The sequence below is a fragment of the Escherichia sp. E4385 genome (genome assembly GCF_963883145.1).
In the GTDB taxonomy this organism is placed as follows: domain Bacteria; phylum Pseudomonadota; class Gammaproteobacteria; order Enterobacterales; family Enterobacteriaceae; genus Escherichia.
Genome location: NZ_CAWOOJ010000001.1, coordinates 394,323 through 417,633, shown reverse-complemented (window position 1 = coordinate 417,633; position 23,311 = coordinate 394,323). Strand labels below are relative to the sequence as shown.

General features: G+C 47.4%; 25 protein-coding genes and 1 tRNA gene. 10 read left to right on the top strand and 16 right to left on the bottom strand.

Annotated features, from left to right (window positions below):
- Positions 1-124: 124 nt before the first annotated feature.
- Positions 125-2,668 carry a glucans biosynthesis glucosyltransferase MdoH gene (mdoH, locus tag AACS80_RS02005; RefSeq protein ID WP_135409823.1) on the bottom strand — a complete coding sequence of 848 codons (2,544 nt, stop codon included), beginning with the start codon at positions 2,666-2,668 and terminating at the stop codon, positions 125-127.
- Positions 2,661-4,196: a glucans biosynthesis protein MdoG gene (gene mdoG / locus AACS80_RS02000; RefSeq protein ID WP_130258319.1), complete on the bottom strand. Its 1,536-nt coding sequence runs from the start codon at positions 4,194-4,196 to the stop codon at positions 2,661-2,663. The genes mdoH and mdoG overlap by 8 nt, the downstream gene beginning before the upstream one ends.
- A 393-nt stretch (positions 4,197-4,589) precedes the next feature.
- Here mdoG and mdoC point away from each other — a divergent pair, with 393 nt between their 5' ends.
- Positions 4,590-5,747: a glucans biosynthesis protein MdoC gene (gene mdoC, locus AACS80_RS01995; RefSeq protein ID WP_130222069.1), complete on the top strand. Its 1,158-nt coding sequence runs from the start codon at positions 4,590-4,592 to the stop codon at positions 5,745-5,747.
- 7 nt (positions 5,748-5,754) lie between these two features.
- On the opposite strand, the gene clsC is transcribed toward mdoC, so the two are convergent.
- From clsC to csgB, 6 genes are all read right to left on the bottom strand, one after another.
- The gene (clsC, locus tag AACS80_RS01990) at positions 5,755-7,236 is read right to left on the bottom strand and encodes a cardiolipin synthase ClsC (RefSeq protein ID WP_138183642.1); all 1,482 of its coding nucleotides are present in this window, start codon (positions 7,234-7,236) and stop codon (positions 5,755-5,757) included.
- Entirely contained in the window at positions 7,178-7,711 is a 534-nt protein-coding gene (gene ymdB / locus AACS80_RS01985; protein WP_131162259.1) for an O-acetyl-ADP-ribose deacetylase, read from the bottom strand. Before ymdB ends, clsC begins: the two co-directional genes overlap by 59 nt.
- 94 nt (positions 7,712-7,805) lie before the next feature.
- Positions 7,806-8,117 (bottom strand): type 1 fimbrial protein, encoded by a 312-nt coding sequence (locus AACS80_RS01980; protein ID WP_130205471.1) that lies wholly within the window; start codon positions 8,115-8,117, stop codon positions 7,806-7,808.
- Between the two features lie 117 nt (positions 8,118-8,234).
- Positions 8,235-8,567: a curli assembly chaperone CsgC gene (gene csgC / locus AACS80_RS01975; RefSeq protein ID WP_000992819.1), complete on the bottom strand. Its 333-nt coding sequence runs from the start codon at positions 8,565-8,567 to the stop codon at positions 8,235-8,237.
- Positions 8,568-8,625: 58 nt separating this feature from the next.
- Complete coding sequence (gene csgA / locus AACS80_RS01970) at positions 8,626-9,084, bottom strand: curli major subunit CsgA (protein ID WP_000771421.1); 459 nt, start codon at positions 9,082-9,084, stop codon at positions 8,626-8,628.
- Positions 9,085-9,124: 40 nt separating this feature from the next.
- Entirely contained in the window at positions 9,125-9,580 is a 456-nt protein-coding gene (gene csgB, locus AACS80_RS01965) for a curli minor subunit CsgB (RefSeq protein WP_130205467.1), read from the bottom strand.
- Between the two features lie 757 nt (positions 9,581-10,337).
- On the opposite strand from csgB, the gene csgD reads away from it, so the two are divergent.
- The 4 genes from csgD to csgG are packed head-to-tail and all read left to right on the top strand — an operon-like array spanning position 10,338 to position 12,680.
- Positions 10,338-10,988: a biofilm master transcriptional regulator CsgD gene (gene csgD, locus AACS80_RS01960; RefSeq protein WP_064528493.1), complete on the top strand. Its 651-nt coding sequence runs from the start codon at positions 10,338-10,340 to the stop codon at positions 10,986-10,988.
- A gap of 4 nt (positions 10,989-10,992) precedes the next feature.
- Entirely contained in the window at positions 10,993-11,382 is a 390-nt protein-coding gene (csgE, locus tag AACS80_RS01955; protein WP_130205465.1) for a curli production assembly/transport protein CsgE, read from the top strand.
- A gap of 22 nt (positions 11,383-11,404) precedes the next feature.
- Positions 11,405-11,821: a curli production assembly/transport protein CsgF gene (csgF, locus tag AACS80_RS01950; RefSeq protein ID WP_130205464.1), complete on the top strand. Its 417-nt coding sequence runs from the start codon at positions 11,405-11,407 to the stop codon at positions 11,819-11,821.
- Positions 11,822-11,846: 25 nt separating this feature from the next.
- Positions 11,847-12,680: a curli production assembly/transport protein CsgG gene (gene csgG / locus AACS80_RS01945; RefSeq protein WP_130205462.1), complete on the top strand. Its 834-nt coding sequence runs from the start codon at positions 11,847-11,849 to the stop codon at positions 12,678-12,680.
- 61 nt (positions 12,681-12,741) lie between these two features.
- Here the strand turns inward: csgG and AACS80_RS01940 are convergent, their stop codons facing one another.
- From AACS80_RS01940 to ghrA, 4 genes are all read right to left on the bottom strand, one after another.
- Positions 12,742-13,233 (bottom strand): DUF1097 domain-containing protein, encoded by a 492-nt coding sequence (locus AACS80_RS01940; RefSeq protein ID WP_135409822.1) that lies wholly within the window; start codon positions 13,231-13,233, stop codon positions 12,742-12,744.
- Positions 13,234-13,334: 101 nt separating this feature from the next.
- The gene (gene ycdY / locus AACS80_RS01935; RefSeq protein ID WP_135409821.1) at positions 13,335-13,889 is read right to left on the bottom strand and encodes a molecular chaperone YcdY; all 555 of its coding nucleotides are present in this window, start codon (positions 13,887-13,889) and stop codon (positions 13,335-13,337) included.
- A gap of 22 nt (positions 13,890-13,911) precedes the next feature.
- The gene (ycdX, locus tag AACS80_RS01930; RefSeq protein WP_130205456.1) at positions 13,912-14,649 is read right to left on the bottom strand and encodes a zinc-binding phosphatase; all 738 of its coding nucleotides are present in this window, start codon (positions 14,647-14,649) and stop codon (positions 13,912-13,914) included.
- A 54-nt stretch (positions 14,650-14,703) separates the two neighbouring features.
- Positions 14,704-15,642 (bottom strand): glyoxylate/hydroxypyruvate reductase GhrA, encoded by a 939-nt coding sequence (ghrA, locus tag AACS80_RS01925; RefSeq protein WP_130205454.1) that lies wholly within the window; start codon positions 15,640-15,642, stop codon positions 14,704-14,706.
- 233 nt (positions 15,643-15,875) lie between these two features.
- Here ghrA and AACS80_RS01920 point away from each other — a divergent pair.
- The 4 genes from AACS80_RS01920 to AACS80_RS01905 all read left to right on the top strand — a co-directional run bounded on the left by AACS80_RS01920 (position 15,876) and on the right by AACS80_RS01905 (position 18,196).
- Positions 15,876-15,963, top strand: a tRNA-Ser gene (locus tag AACS80_RS01920).
- Positions 15,964-16,472: 509 nt separating this feature from the next.
- Positions 16,473-16,619, top strand: coding sequence for a hypothetical protein (locus tag AACS80_RS01915; RefSeq protein ID WP_167852391.1), 147 nt, complete (start codon positions 16,473-16,475; stop codon positions 16,617-16,619).
- A gap of 129 nt (positions 16,620-16,748) precedes the next feature.
- The gene (locus tag AACS80_RS01910; protein ID WP_130205450.1) at positions 16,749-17,126 is read left to right on the top strand and encodes a DUF1878 family protein; all 378 of its coding nucleotides are present in this window, start codon (positions 16,749-16,751) and stop codon (positions 17,124-17,126) included.
- 209 nt (positions 17,127-17,335) lie between these two features.
- Positions 17,336-18,196 (top strand): hypothetical protein, encoded by an 861-nt coding sequence (locus AACS80_RS01905; protein WP_138183641.1) that lies wholly within the window; start codon positions 17,336-17,338, stop codon positions 18,194-18,196.
- A gap of 113 nt (positions 18,197-18,309) precedes the next feature.
- On the opposite strand, the gene phoH is transcribed toward AACS80_RS01905, so the two are convergent.
- The 4 genes from phoH to efeU form a co-directional block, all read right to left on the bottom strand.
- Positions 18,310-19,098 (bottom strand): phosphate starvation-inducible protein PhoH, encoded by a 789-nt coding sequence (gene phoH / locus AACS80_RS01900; RefSeq protein WP_167852394.1) that lies wholly within the window; start codon positions 19,096-19,098, stop codon positions 18,310-18,312.
- A gap of 608 nt (positions 19,099-19,706) precedes the next feature.
- Positions 19,707-20,978: an iron uptake transporter deferrochelatase/peroxidase subunit gene (gene efeB, locus AACS80_RS01895; RefSeq protein ID WP_138183640.1), complete on the bottom strand. Its 1,272-nt coding sequence runs from the start codon at positions 20,976-20,978 to the stop codon at positions 19,707-19,709.
- A gap of 5 nt (positions 20,979-20,983) precedes the next feature.
- Positions 20,984-22,111: an iron uptake system protein EfeO gene (efeO, locus tag AACS80_RS01890; protein ID WP_135409595.1), complete on the bottom strand. Its 1,128-nt coding sequence runs from the start codon at positions 22,109-22,111 to the stop codon at positions 20,984-20,986.
- A gap of 57 nt (positions 22,112-22,168) precedes the next feature.
- Positions 22,169-22,999, bottom strand: coding sequence for an iron uptake transporter permease EfeU (gene efeU, locus AACS80_RS01885; RefSeq protein ID WP_135409596.1), 831 nt, complete (start codon positions 22,997-22,999; stop codon positions 22,169-22,171).
- 35 nt (positions 23,000-23,034) lie between these two features.
- Here efeU and AACS80_RS01880 point away from each other — a divergent pair, with 35 nt between their 5' ends.
- Positions 23,035-23,307: a hypothetical protein gene (locus AACS80_RS01880; protein ID WP_138183639.1), complete on the top strand. Its 273-nt coding sequence runs from the start codon at positions 23,035-23,037 to the stop codon at positions 23,305-23,307.
- Positions 23,308-23,311 lie beyond the last annotated feature (4 nt).

The following is a 23,311-nucleotide window of genomic DNA, read 5'->3' as shown; positions in this document are numbered from 1 at the left end:
TTGGCTCGTTGTTTTTGCCGGATGCGGCGTGAACGCCTTATCCGACCTACAAAATCTTGCAAACTCAATATTTTGCAGGAACGATGTAGGCCTGATAAGCGTAGCGCATCAGGCAACTACGTTTTTATTGCGAAGCCGCATCCGGGTTACGCAATGCCTGTGGATTCAGCTTAATCCCTTCATAGTAACTCACCCATGAAGAATATTTCTCCGGAGAGTTCCATACGCGGAAATGCAAACGTGCCATCGTTACCGGATCGCTCAAAAGCACCAGACGACGATCGCGGTTCAGCTTCTCTGGCGTCTCGTTCAGCGCCTGTTCAACGTGGCGGTCACGGGCGATTTCCAGCACCTTACTGGCGCGGTGACGAGCGGTCGCCATTGCCGTTGCCAGGGCGTTAAACGACGGGTTAAATACCGCGTGCATAAAGCCATCGTCGAGAGAACGTTGACGGTTCATCTCAAGGAAATGATCGGTATCTACCAGCACCTGCGGCGGTGAATACTCTTCCGGGATCAGGAACAGTTTCCAGCGTTTAGCACGCAGCCCCACGGTCGCACGACTGGAGATCACCGAAACAAACGGTGACAGGATCAGCGAGAAGACAATCGGCGCCAGCCAGAACAGGAATCTCAGATCCAGCCATGCCATGCCAACCGCCCACACCAGGCCCAGTAACAGTTGCGAACCGTGACGTTTAAAGGCTTCTCCCCAGGAAGTGGAGTCATCATCACGTTGCGGTGAATTCCACACCACCTCCCAGCCAAGGAAGGCACTGACCACGAATACCGTATGAAACAGCATGCGCACCGGCGCCAGCAGTACGGAGAACAGCACTTCCAGTAGCAACGACAAGGTGACGCGCCAGAAGCCACCATACTCTTTAGTCCCTTTGCACCAGATGAGCAAAATACTCAACAATTTTGGCAGGAACAGCAGCACCATTGTTGAGGCAAACAGTGCAATCGCCAGTTCAGGACGCCATTGCGGCCACACCGGAAACAACTGCCGTGGTTGCAGGAAGTATTGCGGTTCGGTCAACGCATGCACTACCTGCAATGCGGTCGAGAGCGCGAGGAACATAAACCACAGCGGCGCAGAGAGATAAGACATTACCCCCGTCAGGAACACCGCACGGTGTACCGGGTGCATCCCTTTGACCAGGAACAGGCGGAAGTTCATCAGATTGCCGTGACACCAGCGACGGTCACGCTTTAGCTCGTCCAGCAAGTTTGGTGGCAACTCTTCATAAGAGCCCGGGAGATCGTACGCAATCCATACTCCCCAACCTGCACGGCGCATCAGTGCCGCTTCTACAAAGTCGTGCGACAGGATTGAACCGGCAAAAGAGCCTTCACCCGGCAACGGCGCCAGCGCGCAGTGCTCGATAAAGGGTTTCACGCGGATAATCGCGTTATGCCCCCAATAGTGCGACTCGCCAAGTTGCCAGAAGTGCAGACCGGCAGTGAACAATGGCCCATAAACACGGGTCGCAAACTGCTGGCAGCGCGCGTACAGCGTATCCATACCAGATGCTTTCGGCGAAGACTGGATAATCCCGGCGTTCGGGTTGGCTTCCATCAGGCGCACCAGGCCGCACAAGCAATCACCGGTCATCACTGAATCGGCATCCAGCACTACCATGTAGCTGTACTGACTGCCCCAGCGACGGCAGAAGTCATCGATATTACCGCTTTTACGCTTTACACGACGGCGGCGGCGGCGATAGAAAATCTGCCCTTCGCCGCCGACTTCAGCGATAAGCTCCATCCAGGCTTTTTGCTCTGCGACGCAGATATCCGGGTTGTAACTATCACTCAGAATGTAGACATCAAAGTGTTTAGCATTGCCGGTGGCTTTTACCGATTCCCACGTTGCGCGCAAGCCTGCAAAGACGCGATTCACGTCTTCATTACAGATGGGCATGATCAATGCCGTACGATGCTCAGGGTTTAGCGGTTCATCGCCAACGGTCGACGCAGAAATACTGTATTTATCGCGACCAATGAGCAGTTGCAGGAACCCCATCAACGCGGTCCAGAAACCGGCAGACACCCAGCAGAAAAGAACAGCAAAGAGGATCAGAATGCCGGTTTGCAGCATATAGGGCAGGAGCTGCATAAAGGAAACCCACAGATCCTGATCGACCATATCAACCGGATTAATAAACGCCCACCCCTGGTACGGCAGAATCGTCTTCATGTACCAGGTAGCGACAACGGTTTGCGCCAGTGTCAGGATAAGCAGGATATAACGACGGATTGTCCCGACGGTACGCCACTTTTGCTCGCTTTCCTGTTCTTCTTTGGTTAACCGAGCCAGATAGCGCGGTGTCACATCGCGTCCGCGCAGACGATCCCAGAATCGCCCTACCGGGTTAGTTCGCCACGGGTCGGGAAACATAGAAGAACGTTTTGCTTTCGGCATGGCCTGCAGCTGATCGCGTCCTTCGTCGTCTTTAATTAACTGCCCATCAGCCAGTGAATCCGGCCAGGCTTGTTCAAGACGCGCCTTCACCGACCCTTGCGGGGAGTCATCCTCCCGCGCATAGATGCGGTGTTCGGCATCCAGCGCCTGATGAACGGCGCGGATATCGGTCTTCGGCAATGCCGCTTTCTCACTGGCGGAGATGGGCATTGCGTCAATGTACTCAGTTGTTTTATTCATTGGCAGGTAACTGGTAGCTCCAGGTTTCACTCAACGTCTGATCGGCATTCACCAGCGCAGCACGCATTTCAGTGGTTTTCTTGGCATCTTTCACTTTCACGCGCATTACCAGACGCCAGCCTTTGGTGACCGGGTTATAACGCACTGTACTCTCTACAATCTCACCATTATCGCCAATACTGGTTTGTGCGGTGACTGGCGTATCCGCTGGCAGTTTTTTCATTTCTGCACCAGTAAAATCGACCACAAAGGCGATAGTACCGTCAGGTTGACGAATCAGGTTTGATTGTTTCACATCCCCCGTTGAACGACGCGTCTGCTGTACCCAGGCGTTATCTGGCGCATGCAATTTGTCTTCGTCCCGGCTGAAGGTGATGGTGTATTTAAAGTTCATCTCTTTACCCGGTTCCGGCAGCTGGTCCGGCGTCCAGTAAGCGACGATGTTATCGTTAGTTTCATCGTTAGTCGGGATTTCTACCAACTCAACGCTACCTTTGCCCCACTCCCCTTTCGGTGTTACCCAGGCGCTTGGACGCAGATCGTAACGGTCGTCGAGATCTTCAAAACGAGAGAAGTTGCGGCCACGCTGTAACAGACCAAACCCTTGCGGATTCTCCATAGAGAAGCTGCTAACCGCCAGATGTTTCGGGTTATTCAGCGGACGCCAGATCCACTCGCCGTTACCGGCATGGATAGACAAGCCGTTTGAGTCGTGCAATTCCGGACGATAGTTATTCGCCGGAGACGGCTGGTTCGGTCCGAACAGGAACATACTGGTTAGCGGCGCAACACCCAGTTTGCCGACTTTGTCGCGCAGATAAATTTTAGACTGCACATCAACAACCGTGTCACGTCCTGGCATAACCACAAACTTGTAAGCGCCTGTCGCTCGCGGTGAGTCAAGCAATGCATAAATGGTTAAACGTTTATCAGTCGGTTTTGGTCGCTCGATCCAAAACTCTTTAAAGCGCGGAAATTCTTCACCGGATGGCAACGCGGTATCAATTGCCAGGCCGCGGGCAGAAAGGCCATAAACCTGACCTGCACCAATCACGCGGAAATAGCTGGCCCCGAGCATGCTGACGATTTCATCGTTTTTATCTTTGCTGTTGATCGGGTAAAGCACTTTAAAACCGGCAAAACCAAGGTCTTTTACCGTGTCTTTGTCATGCTGAACATCGCCGAATGTAAAATAATCCGGACTGTATTTGATTCTTTTTACTGCCGTTGCAGTAACTTCATTGATTTTGACCGGCGTGTCGAAGTACATACCCTGATGGTAGAACTCGAGCTTGAATGGGGTCTTCAGATTGTTCCAGTAGGCTTTGTCATGATTAAACTGGATCTGCTGATAGTCCGCGTATTTCATGTCGCGGAAAACGGAGGGCAAGTTGCTTTTAGGCGCCTCATAGCCTTTTCCGGCTAAGGATTGAGCTTGCTTTGCAACATCGTCAATGCTGAACGCCCAGCTTGAAGAGGTATACAGGGTTAACATTACTGCAGCACTCAACCAACGCATTTTCATCATTTGTAGTTTATGTTTCATAATAAGTAAGCACTTCCCCCTTTGTGTGCTTATATCGATCCGATCTATTTTAATGGATAACCAGCCATTACGACAACAGAATCCCGGCGTTATTCAGCATGCTGGCTCATGGATTAAGCACTTGATTGCGGCCGTTTTCACTTTCCGTGCTTCTCCTAAAGACAGAAGCAGCGAGTTCGTGTAGGGTTTGCCAGCAAATTTATTTATCAACAGTCTTACAGACGCTTCCATTTTGGTTAGTGGTAGTGACTATGCCGCGCAAAAACACCCGCGAAGCCTGTGCCAGATGCGGTCAGGTCGATGTTGTTGTGGCAAAAGCCTAAAGGCATTACCCGGCAGGGATAAGACGAAAAATCCGAGATTAGTTAATCATATATGAATCCAGTACCCGCGCAGCGTGAATATTTCCTCGACTCCATCCGCGCCTGGTTGATGTTGTTAGGGATCCCTTTTCATATTTCTTTAATCTATTCAAGCCACACCTGGCATGTGAATAGCGCAGAGCCGTCCTGGTGGCTGACACTTTTTAACGATTTCATCCACTCGTTCCGCATGCAGGTATTTTTCGTTATTTCTGGTTATTTTTCCTACATGCTTTTTTTGCGCTACCCATTGAAAAAATGGTGGAAAGTTCGTGTCGAACGCGTGGGGATCCCGATGTTAACGGCCATTCCTCTGCTGACCTTGCCGCAATTCATTATGCTGCAGTATGTCAAAGGCAAAGCAGAAAGCTGGCCTGGCCTGTCATTGTATGACAAATATAATACACTGGCCTGGGAATTAATTTCGCACCTGTGGTTTTTACTGGTATTGGTGGTCATGACGACACTTTGCATATGGATATTTAAGCGCATCAAAGATAATTTAGATAATTCCGATAACAAAAATAAAAAATTCTCAATGGCTAAACTATCGGTGATCTTTTTATGCCTCGGCATCGGCTATGCGGCAATAAGAAGAACGCTCTTTATCGTTTATCCGCCTATTTTAAGCGATGGCATGTTCAATTTTATTTTCATGCAGACGCTGTTTTATATGCCATTTTTTATCCTTGGTGCATTAGCTTTTATTTTCCCTAATCTTAAGGCCTTGTTTACCACACCTTCTCGTGGTTGCACACTCGCTGCAGCAATGGCATTTGTCGCATATTTGCTCAATCAACGTTACGGTAGCGGTGATGCCTGGATGTATGAAACCGAGTCGGTGATCACGATGGTACTCGGCTTGTGGATGGTGAATGTGGTTTTCTCCTTTGGTCACCGTTTGCTCAATTTTCAGTCGGCGCGGGTGACCTATTTTGTAAACGCATCGCTGTTTATCTACCTGGTTCACCACCCGTTAACGCTGTTTTTCGGCGCATACATCACCCCGCATATCACCTCAAATTGGCTTGGTTTTCTCTGCGGTCTGATATTTGTGATAGGGATTGCGATAATTCTGTATGAAATTCATTTACGCATTCCGTTGTTGAAGTTTTTGTTCTCCGGAAAACCGGCCATTAAGCGCGAGAATGATAAAGCGCCAGCCCGCTGAGCCACACTTACAATAACCATTCAACGGGTAATATTGACGCCAGTCTGACCAAAACCCGCTTCCAGAAACTGGTTGCGGGTTCTTTTTTGAGAATAATTTCTTCCTTCCCGTGGCGATCGACCCAGTTAATCCGCCCCCATCGATCCAGACGCAGCTGCCAGGCCGCATCATACTGACTCTGAATAAAGCGTTTATCGATCAGTTGCGCCAGCGTTTTGCTCTCTATTACCAGGCCCATTTCAGTGTTGAGTAATGTTGAACGCGGGTCGAAATTGAATGAACCAATAAATACGGTTTTGCCATCGACACTGAAGGTCTTGGCATGCAGACTGGCACCGGAATTCCCGGTTATTCCACGGTCGTGCAGTGTACCGGGTTGTTCCTGCGTCGGCTTCAGTTCGTAGAGTTCCACGCCATAACGGAGCAATTTTTTGCGCCAGCGTGCGTAGCCAGCATGCACCACAGCGACATCATTGGCGGCAAGTGAGTTGGTTAAGATTGCTATCTTTACCCCTTTTCTTACCATCCGTAACAGTTGCGCTACACCTGCACGCGTCGGCACAAAATAGGAAGAGATAATATCAATCCGCTCGCCGGGTGACCCCATGATATCGAACAGACGCTGCGGCAGAAGGGAATGGCGTTTTGCTTTGCCCTCCCCTTTCGCAGGATCATCACTTAATAAACGCGTTTTTGCCCAAATAAGCGGTAACGCCCCCTCAACGAGTTGATTCATAAAAGGGCTTGATTCCAGTTTACGCAAATAGCGATGCGTGATGCTGTCATTATGCCAGGATGCGGGTAGTTCAATACGATCAGCCATTTCACCTTCTGGCACATCCAGAACATGCTGCAAGGGTGAAACTGATTTGCAATACCAGTAGCGGGCAAAATCATCAGCGACGTCCTCAACAACCGGCCCCATTGCCATCACATCTAAATCTGAAAAAAGCGGTTCTTCTCCTGCACCAAAATATGCATCGCCAATGTTTCTCCCCCCCACCAGCGTCACCACGCCATCGACGGTAAAACTCTTATTGTGCATACGTCGATTGAGACGGGAAAAATCGGTGATATAGCCAAGCGGACGCAATAAGCGAAATGAGAAAGGATTGAAAAGTCGAACTTCAATCCGCGGGTGGCTATTGAGCAAGCGTAAAATGTCATCAAGTCCGGGGGTATTGTTGTCATCAAGCAACAAACGAACGCGAACGCCACGCTTCGCGGCGGCTAACAGAGCGGAAAACAGTAACCGCCCCGACATATCGTCCTGCCAGATGTAATACTGAACATCCAGCGTATGTTCCGCCATTTCTGCCAGGCGATAACGTGCGGCAAACGCATCCAGACCTTTATCAAGGGGGAAAATGCCGCACAGTCCTGGATGTTGCGAACACAAGTGCAACACCGCGCTCGCCAGCCGAGGCAAATCATTCATCTCCTTGTTGGGTAAGGAGTCTTTCGTAGAGATGGGCGTTTTCTTCATCATAACAGACAAAGTATACCTGCTCGGGTAAAGCGTGACGGATAATAAATTCCGAAACGGTTTTTACTGCTATTTCAGCTGCTGCTGCGCGTGGGTATCCATAAACACCAGTACTAATGGCAGGGAAAGCTACCGATGTATAACTGTTCGCCGCCACCAGTCGCAGACTATTGAGATAGGCATCCTGCAATAGCTGATCTTCATTTTGTTCTCCGCCGCGCCACACGGGTCCAACAGTGTGTACAACAGCTTTGGCGGGGAGATCGCCTGCGAGGGTAATTACTGCGTGTCCCGTAGGGCAATCGCCCTGTTGTTGTCTGACTTTTAAACAGGCATCCAGCAGCGCCGGACCGGCAGCGCGATGTATAGCGCCATCGACGCCGCCTCCCCCCATCAACGATGGATTTGCCGCATTAACAATCACATCAACGGCCAGTTTGGTAATATCGCCCTGTACAACATGAATACGCGATTTCATAACGCCTCCTTACACCATCTTGTTTCTTAAGTGTACAGCAGGGTTTTTAGAGAAATCGCATTTTTCTTGTCGGCGACGTGAGTGGTTCAGAAACTTAGTTATATTCGATATTCATCACAGCCAGCTTTTTCTGCTCATCAAGATACTGCACTTTTACTGAGGCAATTTGCGCATTTTTAACTTTGCCGCTCATTAGCTCTTTGCTGGAATACGTTTTGCTCTGTACAGGACCATTTTGCATACAGGTCATTTCAACTGGCGCTTGTAGGGAGCTCACGTCACACGCCGGTTCCACAATTTGACCATAAAAATGAATCACGCCACCTTGCGCATTGCTTTCCGCTGTTGCAAAAAAAGGAAAAACCAGGCTGCCAAGCATAAGGGAGTTTAATAACGGTCTGAACATCTCTTCTATTTCCTCAATGATTAATCATCCTTGAGGGTGTGTTATCCATGCTTTCAGGTGGTCGATTCGTATCAGACCATTCTCTTCCGGCTCATTTTATGCTCAACTATCAATACATTAAGACTTTCCTGAAGAGGGCGGCCATTGTTGTGATAAATGAAGTGACTGTCCATCAGAAACAGTAACAACTATTTTCACCCGATCGTCCGGGGAAATATTTAAACTCAACTTCGTCAAGGCAATGGGTTGATTAGCGGGTAATGAAAGGGTCTTTTCTTGCTTCGTCTGACTTTGTCCCGAACTGCCTTCACGCAGAGATAATATTTGCACCCGGCACAAGCATGATTGCGTCAGAGTAACCTCAGGAATAATGGTGTACATGTCACCTTGCTGGGTTGTATTAAAGGTTATCTGGCTGGAAAGCGCCGCGAGAAGTAATAACGCGTTCATACTATTCTCCCGAAAAAAAACAGGGCTTGCGCCCTGTTTCTGTAATACAAATTCTATATTAGTACTGATGAGCGGTCGCGTTGTTACCAAAGCCAACCTGAGTTACGTTGACGCTGGAGTTAGATGCAGTCTGGTCAACTGCTGCACCGTTGCCGCCACCGAACTGTTTAACAGTCATTTCAGAGTTTTTACCGTTCCACTGATCCAGTGTCGCGCTGTTACCAAAGCCACGTTGGGTCAGTTCAATTGAGCTGTCATCAGAACCTTGTCCCACGTCTGCGCCGTTACCGCCGCCGTGCTGGGTAATAGTCAGATCAGAGTTGCGGGCATCAGCCTGCAATGCAACAGCAGAGTTACCGCCACCGTATTGGTAAATATTCAGTTCAGAATTCGGGCCGCTGTTATTACCGCCACCACCGTGGTTGCCGCCGCCACCGCCGTACTGAGGAATAGAACCTGCCAGAGCGCTACCGGAGAATACGATTGCTGCAATTGCTGCTACTTTTAAAAGTTTCATGTAAAACCCCCATCGGATTGATTTAAAAGTCGAATGGAAATTAACGCTGTGTTACGCGAATAGCCATTTGCGACTGTCTCTGCACTACAATTGCCGTTTTTTGAGTACCATACTGCGTAATATTTGCTTTATTACCAGAACCTTTCTGGATAATCATTGCAGTATTACCATATGCGCCCTGCGAAATACTGGCATCGTTGGCATTGCCCGCCTGATCAATATACGCAAGGTTATAATCTCCTGTCTGGTCAATCTTTGCCCGGTTGTTATTACCATCTTGCGAAACAACCGACAAAAGTTTAGAGCCTCCCTGCCGTAACTGTGCACTATTATTAGCACCAGCTTGACCAATTATGGCTGCCTGATTAAATGAAGACTTACTCAATTCATTTACCGCAAAGTTATACTCTGAATTAGCTAAATCATAACCTGCCGCGGCTGCAATCCCAGGCGCACCCAGTACTGTTAACATCATAAATAACAATCTGTTTTTCATGTTGTCACCCTGGACCTGGTCGTACATTTAAGAAATTTAAATCATTTCAACTTGGTTGTTAACGCAAACCGTTTTTTGTTAACGCTGCGTTACGATGGAAAGTATGTCTGCGGAAATATTTTTAATAACTCACCCGCGCGTTGTATTTTTCTTTTTTTACTCATGCCAAAGTATTAAAACTCGCGTAAATACGCTGTTATTTACGCAAAAATTATTTTGTTTACTTTTAAACCGTCGTTTTTTGACCACGAAAATTCGACAAACTATCTCTCCTCATGATTCACGAAGATTCTGTCGATATGTTTGCCTGACAAGCCGTCACAAACATCGTTTTTTTGCAGCCAAAAATTGTCCATGAAGAGAATCTGAAAATGCAGACAATTTTAGCGCAACAAAAGGACCAGAGATAAATAACATTTATTAAAATAATCATGTAGTTACGTGTATTTGTATGACTTTTCAAAATTGTGCAATAAAAGCCATATGTACAACTTTTCTATCATTACCAAACTTAACAATCCCTTAATGTTAACAAATTTAATTACCAGATTACATTTTGTTACATGTTTAACACTTGATTTAAGATTTGTAATGGCTAGATTGAAATCAGATGTAATCCATTAGTTTTATTTTTTACCCATTTAGGGTTGATTTATTACTACACACAGCAGTGCAACATCTGTCAGTACTTCTGGTGCCTTTATTGAATAAAGGCAGCTGTCAGGTGTGCGATTAATAAAAAGAGCGGGGTTTCATCATGTTTAATGAAGTCCATAGTATTCATGGTCATACATTACTGTTAATCACTAAACCTTCCTTGCAAGCGACTGCGTTATTGCAGCATTTAAAACAATCGCTGGCAATCACAGGAAAACTACATAACATTCAACGTTCTCTGGACGATATATCTTCTGGCTGCATTATTTTGTTGGATATGATGGAAGCAGATAAAAAACTCATCCATTACTGGCAAGATACATTAAGCAGAAAACACAACAACATCAAAACACTGTTGTTAAATACTCCAGACGATTACCCGTACCGCGACATTGAAAACTGGCCTCATATCAACGGTGTTTTTTACGCCCTGGAGGATCAAGAACGCGTCATCAATGGGTTGCAAGGCGTCTTACGCGGGGAATGCTACTTTACGCAAAAACTTGCCAGCTATCTGATTACACATTCAGGTAACTATCGTTATAACAGCACGGAATCTGCCCTCCTTACTCATAGGGAAAAAGAGATCCTTAATAAACTGCGTATCGGCGCCTCCAATAACGAGATTGCTCGCTCGCTGTTCATCAGCGAAAATACGGTTAAAACGCATCTTTATAATCTTTTCAAGAAGATAGCAGTCAAAAACCGGACTCAAGCAGTCTCATGGGCAAACGATAACCTCAGGCGATAAAGCCATGAAACGTTATTTATGCTGGATTGTAGCAGCGAATATTTTCTTCGCTGCGGGGAATGTTCACGCCGTAGAGGTAGAAGTACCGGGATTGTTAACTGACCATACTGTTTCATCCATTGGACATGATTTTTATCGTGCCTTTAGTGATAAATGGGAAAGTAGCTATACCGGGAACTTGACGATTAATGAAAGGCCCAGTGCACGATGGGGAAGCTGGATCACCATAACGGTAAATCAGGACGTTATTTTCCAGACTTTTTTATTCCCATTGAAAAGAGACTTCGAGAAAACTGTTGTCTTTGCACTGGCACAAACTGAAGAAGCACTGAACCGTCGACAGATTAGTCAGGCTTTACTGAGTACGGGCGATTTAGCGCCTGATGAATTTTAAATTAAATTGTCCGGAGGCTGCAATGCGTGTCAAACATGCAGTAATTCTACTCATGCTAATTTCGCCAATAAGTTGGGCCGGGAATATGACCTTCCAGTTCCGCAATCCTAATTTTGGTGGCAACCCCAATAATGGTGCTTTTTTACTAAACAGCGCCCAGGCACAGAACTCGTATAAAGACCCTAGCTATAATGATGACTTTGGTATTGAAACACCCTCGGCGTTAGATAACTTCACCCAGGCCATTCAGTCACAAATATTAGGTGGGCTGCTGACAAATATTAATACGGGTCAGCCAGGACGAATGGTGACTAACGAATATATCGTCGATATTGCCAACCGGGATGGTCAGCTGCAACTGAACGTAACCGATCGTAAAACGGGTCAAACGTCCACGATTCAGGTTTCGGGATTACAAAATAACTCAACCGATTTTTAAGCCCCAGCTTTGTAAGGAAAATAATATGCAGCGCTTATTTGTTTTGGTTGCAGTCATGTTGCTGAGTGGATGCTTAACCGCACCACCAAAAGAAGCCGCCAAGCCGACATTAATGCCTCGAGCTCAAAGCTACAAAGATTTAACCCATTTGCCTTCGCCAACGGGCAAAATCTTTGTCTCGGTATACAACATCCAGGATGAAACTGGACAATTTAAACCCTATCCGGCAAGTAACTTCTCCACCGCAGTTCCGCAAAGCGCGACCGCTATGTTGGTCACCGCATTGAAAGATTCGCGTTGGTTTGTACCGCTGGAGCGTCAGGGCCTACAAAACTTACTGAACGAACGTAAGATTATTCGTGCGGCACAGGAAAATGGCACCGTTGCGCTCAATAACCGGATCCCGCTACAGTCGCTGACAGCAGCCAATATCATGGTTGAAGGGTCGATTATTGGTTATGAAAGTAATGTGAAATCGGGCGGTGCCGGGGCGAGATACTTCGGTATTGGCGCCGATACGCAGTACCAACTTGACCAAATCGCGGTGAACTTGCGTGTCGTTAATGTCAGCACCGGTGAAATCCTGTCATCAGTGAACACCAGTAAGACCATTCTTTCCTATGAAGTCCAGGCCGGCGTCTTCCGCTTTATCGACTACCAGCGGTTACTGGAAGGGGAAGTAGGATATACCTCAAACGAACCCGTTATGCTATGCCTGATGTCGGCGATTGAAACCGGTGTTATCTTCCTGATTAATGATGGTATCGACCGCGGTCTGTGGGATTTGCAGAATAAAGCAGATCTGCAGAATGACATTCTGGTGAAATACCGCCATCTGTCAGTACCGCCGGAATCCTGATCCATAAAAAAGCCGGAGTATTAATCCGGCTTTTACGTATTCAATATAAAGCGTGATTCTCTCACGCTTTATTTTTTACTTGTTGCTCATGATTAGCGGTCTTAGCACTGCGCGCCGCCAACCAAAGCCCACTGTTTTTCATCGCGTAACCAAACACCAGCCCAAGCGCCAGAGATGGCAATACCAGTTTCCAGTTTCCCTGCGCGGCAAACGTCGCACACGCGCCGATAAATGTACCCGGAACAAATGAAAGCAATAGCTGTTTGGCCTGAATACACATCAGGAAAGCGACAATGCCAGTCATGACATAGCCAACTATTTCCAGATTGGGTGCCAGCGCACTACCGTAAATAATGACCATTGCCCACACCACACCGCTAAGCAGCGTCGCAGCGGAGATCGCCAACCCTTTCAGGCCGCCTTGCGGACAGGCAAAGTAGGCCGTGCAGCCAAGGAAACCCGCCCAGCTGAGTAAACCAAGGGAAACAGCCACCCATCCCCAGATACCGGAGAGAATGCCTGTTGTGATTGCAATAGAGAGAAGTATGTTCATGCCGCGAATGATAGCAGAAAACGCGGTCATGAATGAGATCGAGCACACATTTTATGCAACGTAGAGTTTGATGTTGCATTCATTAGTGACCACGATCACACTTATTCTTCTTTTTCTTCCTCAAGTTCATCCCACATTGCGCCGATAGCATCGCGGGTCAGTGGTGCCATAGTGCGCCAGAACGGCGTGGTTGCATGGGCCTCAATTTTACCGAGAAATGCACCACACCACGGCAACAGATACTCTCTGAACAACGTTTCCAGAGCTTCGCTTTCATCTTCCGTTGACTGATCTTCCAGCCAGGAAGCCGCAAGCAGTAACGTGCCGATGTGATCGGCTGGCGTATCTGCTAACGGCATCCCGCGTTCTGAAAGAAAAGCACGCACTTCCGCTTCCGTCGCGCCCTCAACCCAGGCACTGCGGTAAGGCGGTACTGCACATTCATCGCCGATAAACAGCGCATTGTAATCGGCAGATACTTGCGCCATATCACAACTTTTCTGCAAGCGTGCCAGCAACTCATCCTGCTCCAGAGGCCAGCTCGCTGCCAATTTTCCCTCACGAATCAGGGTAAACAGCGGAACCAGTAAAGGGTCCTGCGGTTGGCGGTAATAAAGTGACCCCAGTACACGACACAGGATAGAAAACTCGTTCATTTATTTATTTCCATAAAAGCAATTAAAGTTCAGCAAATTCCGCAATCGGCGCCATACCGCGGGATTCCAGGAAGTTGAGTAAACGGCGCGGTGAAACATTCAAAATGCGTTCTTCTGGAAAATCAACCGCGTCAAGAATTTTACGACACTCTTCAAAATCACCCATAGTAAACGCAGTATGAGAATCCGAGCCTAATGCCACCCAACCGCCAGCATCGCGCACCGCAGCGGCAACTGCACGGCAGTTATCTTCACTGCCTTTGCGTGAGTGTAGGAAGGACGAATTATTGATTTCCAGCGCGACCTGGTGTTTCGCGGCTGCTTCCGCAACTGCTTTGAAATCAATGGAATATTTCGGATTGCCCGGATGGCTTATTATGTGCACATTGCCGCTGGCGATAGTCGCGATCATCGCTTGCGTATTGGTCGCTTCATCATGTGGTGCAAAAACCGGTTCATGAAAACCAGCAATGATTAAATCCAGCGACTCAAACATTTTGCCGCTACAGTCAATTTCACCGTCAACATTTTTAATGTTGGCTTCAATGCCGCGCAGGATCCCTACCCCATCAACCACTCGTGGCCAAATACGCATATTAATGAAATGCCAGTGATGCGGCGCATCTTCCATATCCGGGCCGTGATCGGTAATTGCAAAAAGCTTGATTCCCTTCTGTTTAGCCTGGGCAATGTAGTCACTTAATGTGCTGTATGCATGCGTGCTGGCAACGGTATGCATATGTAGGTCGACGGGATACATAACTCTCTCCTGTATTCAATTCTTGCCAAGGATAGCAGGAATCCTGGCGCTTTATTAGTAGCCTCGAACTCGGTCGACTTGCCCGCTGACGGCCTCACCTCTTTCTAGCTGGGAAATGGTGCGTGAAATATACTCCACTGCTTCGACGGGGCGAGTAATAGCTGCCACATGTGGCGTTATCGTGACGCGTGGATGTTGCCAGAGCGGGCTTTCCGGCGGTAAAGGTTCACGATTAAAAACATCCAGCATTGCTCCTTTAATCTTGCCACTTTCCAGCGCCGCGAGCAGGTCATCTTCCACCACATGGACGCCACGCGCCAGATTGAGAAGATACGCGCCATCCGGTAATTGATTGAATAATTGTTGATTAATAATGCCGACGGTTTCGGGCGTATTCGGTAACAGATTAATCAGTACCCGGCATTGACTCAGAAATGCCTTCAGCTCTTCGCCTCCAGCAAAGCTTTGTACATCTGGCCAGGATTTACGACTGCGACTCCAGCAACGCAGCGGAAAGCGCCATGTTTGTAGACTCTGTGCGACTTTACTGCCCAACACGCCAGCGCCCAGGATGCCAATTGTAAAATCTTCCCGATGATATTCAGGCAGCGGTTGCCAGTGTGAAGCATTTTGCTGGATTCGATAATCGTCAAAACGTCGGAACCAATGTAACACCTGGCTGACAGCATATTCCTGCATTTGCTCGCCCATACCGGTATCTTCCAGGCGGAAAAGCGGAATGGAGGGTTTAAGCATTTCAGGGTGTGCCTGTAGTTTACTCAATATAGAATCCACACCGGCGCCTAGTGCAAACACAGCTTTAAGATCGCGTCCTGCCAGCATTTCAACTGGAGGATGCCAGACTAACGCATAATCCGCGCCCTGGTTATCTCCGTTTTTCCAAGCTCTGACCCTGGCATGAGGTATCGCTTTACTCAGTGCCTCAATCCACCATTTTGAGTCAAAGGTTGGGTGATAAAAGATGATATCCATATTGGCTCCCGAAAAGAGTTGAGCGGAATTTATTCGCGCTTATTGTTATGATCTGCAAGGAACATCAGAATAGCAAATCTGCTGTCGGTGGCAAAAAAAGCGAAACTTGCTTATTTAAGCCGCAAATTGATTGAAGTTTGAATAAACGCACTTTTTTTTAAAAAAGTTTGTTGACCCGAGGCGACTATTTCCCTAAATTAGCGCCCGTTCCAGCAAGACAGGAACAACAATTTGGTGAGGTGTCCGAGTGGCTGAAGGAGCACGCCTGGAAAGTGTGTATACGGCAACGTATCCGGGGTTCGAATCCCCGCCTCACCGCCATATTTTAAAGAAGAGCTCGTACGGAAGTACGGGCTTTTTTTCGCATATTGCACAACCTGGCGGGGATGAGAATCCCGGACCGGGTTCGACAACTGGCGACAGCCAGTTGGACAGACCGCGAACGCAGTGAGCAGGCTGCCCGCAGGGCGAGCGAAGCGAGTCAATCCCCGCCTCACCGCCATATTTAAAGAAGAGCTTGTACGAAAGTATGGGCTTTTTTCTCGCATATTGCACAACCTGGCGGGGATGAGAATCCCGGACCGGGTTCGACAACTGGCGACAGCCAGTTGGACAGACCGCGAACGCAGTGAACGGGCTGCCCGCAGGGCGACGAGGAATTTCCCAACATAGTTTCCTGTTGCGTTCAGAAAGGACGAGGTAAGCGATACCTTGTTTTGCAAAATCATTTTTGCATTAGATAATACCGAAATAATATTTATTATTTACCAAGGCAAAAGCTGAATATAAATGTACAAAGTGATTCAATTCTAACTATTGCGGGTAAATGGATGGGAGTATCCTTTAATAACAGCCAGCATGACTATGCTTTTCTGAAGCGAGCACAAGACAAAAGAGTTTCCGATATTGCTTTAGGAACTCTTGATACAAAAGATCCTGATGCTGATACTCACCTGCTTCTTGTTGAAGCAAAATAAATCTTAACTCTTACGAAACAGGTTGGCATTCAGGCACTCCAGACTCGCATATGTTCATGATCTACAAACAAAGACTCAAGATGTCATATCTGCGATGAATTCTACAAATTCTAAAATGGAGGATAAAGCATGAACTTAACTGAAATTTCAAAAGAAATTGAAAAATTGAAATACCATATAAGTATCCTTGGTGACATAATCGATTACCATAATCATCCTGTGGAGTCATTAACTATTTCAATGGATTGGAATGAAAAAAACATTAATCGTACACATGATATATTTGAAAAATACGATGAAAAATTAAGCAACAATGAAAAATTAAAATGGTATGAATTTGAAAACGACTTAAAAGATGAACTCGATATTGAATACCAAATGGTAAAACAAGTTATTCTTGCTTTTTACAAAAACCATCAGTGGACAGATGTTTGTTATCAATATGCGCTGAGTTTTGGCCCCAACATACCTGCCGAGTTTTACCAAATTATTCGCCACAATAACTGATTGTTTATCTGGTAGTAGGCTAAATCTATTACCAGATAAATGCTTTTGTTCATAATCATTTATTTATCAACTAATCTAATGCACAAACTGATATGGCATTGATTCGGGCGATGAGGCAGTAAATTATATACGATATTAATAATAATCTTGCGCATGCATTAATATCAATCAGTATAGTTTTCATAGTAAATCAATTTAAGGATATAACCATGTATAATACAAAGCGGATTGCCTGGCGTGCATATAAAAAAGGGTATCATACAGGGGAGAGTATAAAATGGTTTTCATATTTTCACTCAATTCTTACTGGAGCCTGCTTTACCTTTTTTATTGGGCTTTTTAGTGTACCCCCTGTTAATATCTCCAATAGTTTTCCGCTATGGTGGGCTACGTTAGGTTTCGCAATATCAACATTACTGAACACAGGCTTCTCATTATTTTACATATTCGCAAGTGACGAAAGGGAATTCATTTTTGAGCTACACTCATATAGTAAAGTCGGTAATTTATTGATTATTACTTCATTAGCACTACCAGTAATTTCATTTATCATGTTACTTTTTTATTACTCCACACATATTGGCGTAATTATTTTATTTGTCACGGCCATCATTTTATTGATAATAAAAAGAATGTTTTCAGAGATAAAATCAACGAAGGATAAAATAGAAAAGAAAAAGTTATGGTCAATTGAAAACAAAAAGTTTGATGATTATGATACAATATGTGAACATTATGACTTTCCAATTTTCACACCAGAAGAACAAACCCAGAGAAATATTGAGTTTTATTTCCTTATCAAGATAAATAAAATTATTAAAAATTTTCAAGACAGCAACCCTCAAATCGACAACATGGATAATATTGATTTTTTCAATAACGAATTACTCAGCATTATTCAAGAAATGTATAACAGCAGAAATTTTCACCCGGAAATTTTATCAAAAAAAACAAAGGAATTGATTTTATTAACCATGACCGACAACAATGAATTAAACAAGGAAAAAATCGCAGAAGAGCTGACAAAACTGAATGAATATATTGAGAACAGACTTTATAATTTAAAATAGCTATCCTGCATTGCAACTAAACCGGCTGTAGGTGGTTTTAGATAAATTTGCACTCCGGGCATACACATCAAAAACAAAGCCCGGTTAGCCCGGGCTCTGTGCTTGTAATACGCTTAACTATAGGCATGTAGCGTACGTTGGCAAAGTGCCGAACGTACGCAATCATTTTTGCCGAACCGGACGATCCCGACCATTTCATCTTCTTCGAAACGTTCCAGCGCGTCACTTAATCCGGAGCGCACGCCGCGAGGCAGATCGCATTGCGTGATATCACCATTGACGATAACCGTTACGTTTTCCCCGAGGCGGGTTAAAAACATTTTCATTTGCGCGGCAGTCACATTCTGCGCCTCGTCAAGAATGACAACTGCATTTTCAAAGGTACGTCCACGCATATAGGCGAACGGCGCGATTTCCACCTTCCCTATTTCTGGTCGCAGGCAGTACTGCATAAAGGAAGCCCCCAGGCGCCGGACCAGCACGTCATAGACCGGACGAAAATAGGGAGCAAACTTTTCTGCGATATCCCCAGGTAAGAAGCCAAGATCTTCATCGGCTTGCAAAACTGGACGGGTGACGATGATCCTGTCGACATCCTTATGTATCAGGGCCTCAGCCGCTTTTGCCGCACTGATCCAGGTTTTTCCGCACCCGGCTTCGCCCGTGGCGAATATCAGCTGCTTACTCTCAATAGCCTTCAGATAGTGCAATTGCGCTTCATTTCGCGCGAGGATGGGCGAGGTATCGCGACTGTCGCGAGCCATACCAATGGCTTCTACGCCGCTCATCTGCACAAGCGAGGTGACCGATTCTTCTTCACGCTGCTTATGGCTGCGCGAATCCCGTCTCAGCACACGTTTTGCCTCGCGACGAGCTTTGATCACTGCTTTTTGTCTTCCCATGGAGAGCACCTTGAGTTGTTTGTATTCATCACACGCGCCGTTGGCAGCGCGATTATGCGCACGAACATCAGAGGGTTGGCTTCCTTGTAAGCCATAGTTTGCTTTTGGATAAAATGCCGAAAAACGGCTACGCACACCGTTTGCGGCGTCGGTAACACAAGAAAAGGGAGGAAGTGAGTAAAAATACAGAGTGACGAAGTTGCTACCGGAGGAGAAATCTCCGCGTTTGGTCGAGCGTTGATTGTCAAAAACATGTCCAGTGCAGGACGTTACCATCCGCGATCTCCATAGTGACTGACTATCACTGCCGGGAACTACCGCTGTTACTTAATAAGTACAACAGTTTTCGCATTCATTGCAACAATATTTTTACTTGCATTTAACGATAAACACCCATTTCGGTGACATTAGTTTCTACTGGAAAGATGACAGAGTGATGACAGTGATGGAAAAAGCTGTGTGCTTTCAGCAGGATTCGCAGGGCTGGTAAAATGTGCCTCGTGTTTGCCGGATTCGGCGCGAACGCCTTACCCGACCTACAAGTGATTAATAATTTGTGCACAAAACTCATGCCCGATAAACCTGCGCATCGGGCATATTTGCGTCGTTCAAACCTGCAATAGCGCCCTTCCCAGATAATCGTTCGCGTCCTTCACTCCCGGCAGCGCAAAAAAATAACCGCCGCCGATAGGTTTAACGTATTCCTCCAGCGCTTCGCCATTGAGCCTTTTTTGTACTGTCAGGAAGCCTTTTTCCAGATCGTGTTGGTAGCAGACAAACAGCAACCCCATATCCAGTTGTCCGGAGTTGGTGACGCCCAACGAATAACTGTAGCCACGACGCAGCATCAGGCTGGACTCACTCTCCGCCGTGCGGGGATTCGCCAGCCGGATATGGCTGTCCAACGCAATCACCTTCCCTTCCGGGTCGCTGGCGTAATCGGGAACATCATGCTCATGCTGCATTCCCAGCGGTGCGCCGGTTTGCTTATCACGGCCAAAAATCGTCTGCTGTTCTTTCAGCGGCGTTCTGTCCCAAAATTCCACTCGAAACTGAATCAAGCGTACTGCCTGATAGCTGCCACCGATTGTCCACGCAGGCTCCTGCTGATCTGCCGTCACCCATACCACTTTTTGCATCAACTTATCATTCTGGCTATCGGGATTGGCAGTGCCATCTTTGAAACCCAGCAAATTAATCGGCGTCTCTTTGCCTTTACTACGCGCTGCGTGATCGGAAATAAACCCTTCCCGCTTCCAGCGCACACTGAGCAAATCCGGCGTGTGTTTGATGATATCGCGCAGTGCATGGATCACCGTGTCCTGGGTGTTGGCGCAAATTTGTAGCAACACATCACCATGACATAACGCCGCATCCAGCGAGTCGTTGGGGAAACGTGTCATCTTCTGCAACTTTTTCGGCATCTGCGGCGCAAGGCCAAAGCGCTCATCAAACAATGAGTGACCCACCGATAACGTGATGGTGAGATTATCGGGCGCAATGTAGCCTCCAAGAATGCCGGAATCGAGTGGTGGCAGGCGCGGATTTGGTGTTTCTGGTGCCGCTCCGCCCTTAGTCAGAAAAGCAAAACGCTGAGTCAACAAGCGAAACAATCGTTCAAGATCGGCTTTATCGCTGGCAAGCACATCAAACGCCACCAGCATCATTGCGGCCTGTTGTGGCGTCAGGATCCCTGCCTGATGCTCACCGTAAAACGGCTGTTTCTCATTACGTACATCCGGTGAAAGCGTACCCGGCGCACTTTGCGTTTTTTGTGCATGAGCGACCGGACAACTTCCCGCCAGCGCCAGCGCACCAATCCCTTTCAATAAACGTCGGCGTGACAGTTCATTCACGCCGTTTTCATCTTCATACTGCATAACGCTTAGTCCAGCCCCAGCACACCGCGAAGTTGCGCCAGATCTTCCGCCAGCGCAGTAATCGGCCCTTTCAGCGCGTTACGGTCGGCGTCGGTCAGCTTGTCGTAGGTTTCAAAACCGCCTTTGGTACGGTATTTCGCCAGAATGGTATCGACCTTTTTGAAGTTAGCATCGACTTTTGCCAGCAGCTCCGGGTTGGCTTTTTGCAGTTGTGGACGCAGCAGATCGACAATTTTCTGCGAGCCTTCAACGTTAGCCTGGAAGTCCCACAGATCGGTGTGGCTGTAGCGATCTTCTTCACCGCTAATTTTGCTGGCTGCCACTTCCTCAATCAGTCCGGCTGCGCCGCCGACCACTTTTGAAGGTGGGAAAGCCAGTTCACTGATGCGTTTTTGCAAATCGACCACATCGGTATAAAGCTGGTCAGCGTACGTATCCATCCCTTTGGTGGTGTTGTCGCCAAACAATGCTTTTTCCAGACGGTGGAAACCGGTGAATTTTGGATCGGCGGCTTTTTGCTCGTAATCATCTTCACGGGCGTCAATGCTGCCATCCAGATCGGAGAACAGTTCAGCAATCGGTTCGATGCGCTCATAGTGCTGACGCGTCGGCGCATACAGTGCTTTCGCTTTTTCGATATCGCCTGCTTTGATGGCGTCAGTAAAGGCTTTAGTGTCGGTCACCAGCTGCGTGGTTTCTGCCATGACATACGCTTTATATGCAGTAATTGCACCACCAAGACTTAACAGCGCATCACTTTGCGCCGCATCCGCCGTTGCCTCGCCTTTGACGATCAACTTCCCTTTCGGGTTAGTCAGCAGACCGCAGGTCATATCGTATTCGCCAGGCTGTAAATTCGCCGTCATTTTCTGGCTAAAGCCAGGGGCGATATTTTCCCGCTCTTCCACTACCATTACGCCTTTAAGGATCTCCCACTCCAGCGCCTTCTGGCTGTGGTTCTGAATGATAAATTGCGTTTTCCCGGCGTTAACCGTAATGGACATCGGTTCGCACTGCTTATCCGTCACGGTCACTTTGACCTGCGGCACATCAGCGGCGTTAGCCATAAAAGCAAAAGAAAACAGCGCAGCCACGCTCAACTGCAATGCGTTACGGCGGAAGTTAATGGTCATGACGAGACTATCCCTTTAAAGTATGTTGTAACTAAGCAAGAGTTTGCGTCGTATTCGTTATGCGGAGCGAGACGCTGTCGCCCCTGCACGTGGTGGCAGAGCAAATGCCACCAGAGCCGGGATGAGATAAATAAGCCAGACGGCGACTTCGCTGACGCTCGGCGCTTCCTGATAGCCAAAAATCCCTTCCATTAGCGTGCCGAATAGCGAGTGAGTTGAGAGCACCGCGCTCATATCGAAGGCGATTTCCTGAAAGTGGTTCCACAGGCCAGCTTCATGAAATGCGCGAATGGCACCAGCTGCCAGCCCTGCGGCGACGAAGAGAATAAACAGGCTGGTCCATTTGAAAAATGCGCCGAGATTAAGACGAATACCGCCCCAGTAGAGCAGGAAGCCGAGCACCACGGCAGTAGCAAGACCGAGCATTGCACCCAGCGGCGGCCAAATCCCGACATCTTGTTGAAATGCCGCCAGCAGGAAAAAGACCGACTCCAGCCCTTCCCTTGCAACAGCAAAAAAGACCATCATCACCAGCGCCCAGCCATGATGATTTCCACGCTGCAATGCGCTATCGACTGCCTGTTCCAGTTGCACTTTGACGTTGCGCGACACTTTGCGCATCCAGAAAACCATCCAGGTGAGGATCACCACAGCGATCACTGCCACGATACCTTCAAACAGTTCCTGTTCTTTTTGCGGGAATTCGCCGGTAGTTTCGTTAATGAAGATACCCAAGCCCAGGCACAACGCAGCGGCAAGCAACACGCCAATCCACATGACACCAATCCACCGGCCTCGCTGGGTACGCTTAAGATAGCTGGCAATCAAACTGACAATCAGCGCGGCTTCAAGTCCTTCGCGCAACATAATGAGAAACGGAACAAACATGCCACCCACCCTTAAACGTTTTTCTGAGTCAATCTATGCAAAGAAAAGTAAATCGCAGTGATAGCGATTATCATTACGGTGAAGAAAAATACAAGCGGAATGTTTATAAAATGATGTTGGAATGTAAACAAAGAGAGGTAATACCTAGGGATATAAACGATTATTCCAGGTACAAAGATGGGATTGTTTACAACGAGCCCTGTGTTCTTGCCAGATGCCGCGTAAACGCCTTATCCGGCAAGAACCACACAACTATTTTAATGCTGCGCAACACGCTGCTGAAGCCAAACAAAACCGCCGCAGGCTAAGTCC